The sequence below is a fragment of the Ruegeria sp. BG6 genome, assembly GCF_056538465.1.
This window is the reverse complement of sequence record NZ_JBQFTB010000043.1, coordinates 1-1,186: the sequence shown is the minus strand read 5'-3', so window position 1 is coordinate 1,186 and position 1,186 is coordinate 1. Positions and strand designations below refer to the sequence as shown.

Below are 1,186 nucleotides of genomic sequence, written 5' to 3'. Positions count from 1 at the left end.
CGCCAATCCGGCAAGGAAAAGGACACCAAGGGTAATCAGAAAGCCGGCAATGTGCATAGAAAACCAAGCGTTAAGTTCTTGTCTAGACTACTCTAACTCCAACCCGGCCTGCTAGGAACCGATGTCGGAGAGATTGCGACTGTCCCGTCGCAGCTTTAGCCGAAGGTCCTAAAAATAAGGGATATTGATCTGTATTAAGGCGAAAGCGCGCCGCAGGTGGCAAAAGAGCTCATTCAGAAAATGCGGAGGAATTTTCGATGCCGACAAAGAAATCCAACACAAATAGCCCGACCTCACTTTTGGATGTTTTCAAGCAAATGCAGCCGCCCATTTCTGGCAATCCGGCCTTCGGTGCCCAGATCGAACAATTTTGGGACGCGCAAGAGAAATTGCTCGAAGAAACCGAGGCCTTTGCACAGCATTGGTTCGAACGGCGTCATGAGGCGGTCCGGACGGCTCTAAAAGCTGCACGCAATGTGTCTTCCGCGAACCCGTCCGATCCTTCTAAAGCCCTTCAGAGTATGGCGGAATGGCAGCGCCACTCGACGGAGCGATTGGTTGCTGACGCGCAGGAATGGTTCGAAACCGTGGCCCGTTGTGCAGCATATGTCGCTGAAACCGAGGCTGAAGCTGTTGAGCAAACAGTTGATGATGTTGCAGCCGCTACAAAGAGCGCAGGCAAATCTTCAAAGTCTGAGCCGGTTTAGATTTCCTGCTGCCGACTAAACCAGATTGAAATCATCAGAGAAGTAGATAGGAGGTCAAATGTACAAGAACATCCTGATCCCGGTTGCACTGGACCAAGAGCACGACACCCAAGCATCGTTTGAGGCCGCACACCAATTGGCTGATGCGGACGCTGTATTTACTGTTGTGCACGTCCAAGAGCCTATCCCCGCGTATGTGGGGTCTCAGATTCCAAGCGAAGTGCTTGCAAATACGCGGCATGAGATCCTTGAGAACTTGCATCAGACAGCGTCTGAAATTCCAGGCGCGGAAACTCGGCTTATCTCTGGGCATGCGGGCCGGGCTATTGTCGATTTCGCAAATGAGAGCGACGCGGATTGCATCGTCTTGGCCTCGCACAAGCCTGGTTTTGAGGACATATTTCTAGGTTCCACTGCGAACAGAGTCGTGCATCACGCCAAGTGTTCGGTTCACGTAATTCGTTGATCCAAAGCTAGCG

Annotated in this window: 2 protein-coding genes; both read left to right on the top strand. The window is 51.9% G+C overall.

Annotated elements, in window-relative coordinates; all coding sequences use genetic code 11:
• Positions 1 to 257: 257 nt before the first annotated feature.
• Entirely contained in the window at positions 258 to 707 is a 450-nt protein-coding gene (locus tag ACR0JW_RS23835; RefSeq protein WP_480490442.1) for a phasin family protein, read from the top strand.
• Positions 708 to 765: 58 nt separating this feature from the next.
• Positions 766 to 1,173 carry a universal stress protein gene (locus ACR0JW_RS23830; RefSeq protein ID WP_170681124.1) on the top strand — a complete coding sequence of 136 codons (408 nt, stop codon included), beginning with the start codon at positions 766 to 768 and terminating at the stop codon, positions 1,171 to 1,173.
• Positions 1,174 to 1,186: the final 13 nt, after the last annotated feature.

What these genes read in the sequence shown, in the direction of transcription:
- ACR0JW_RS23835 (WP_480490442.1), top strand. Translation starts at nt 258, where the DNA reads ATGCCGACAAAGAAATCCAACACAAATAGCCCGACCTCACTTTTGGAT.
- ACR0JW_RS23830 (WP_170681124.1), top strand. Translation starts at nt 766, where the DNA reads ATGTACAAGAACATCCTGATCCCGGTTGCACTGGACCAAGAGCACGAC.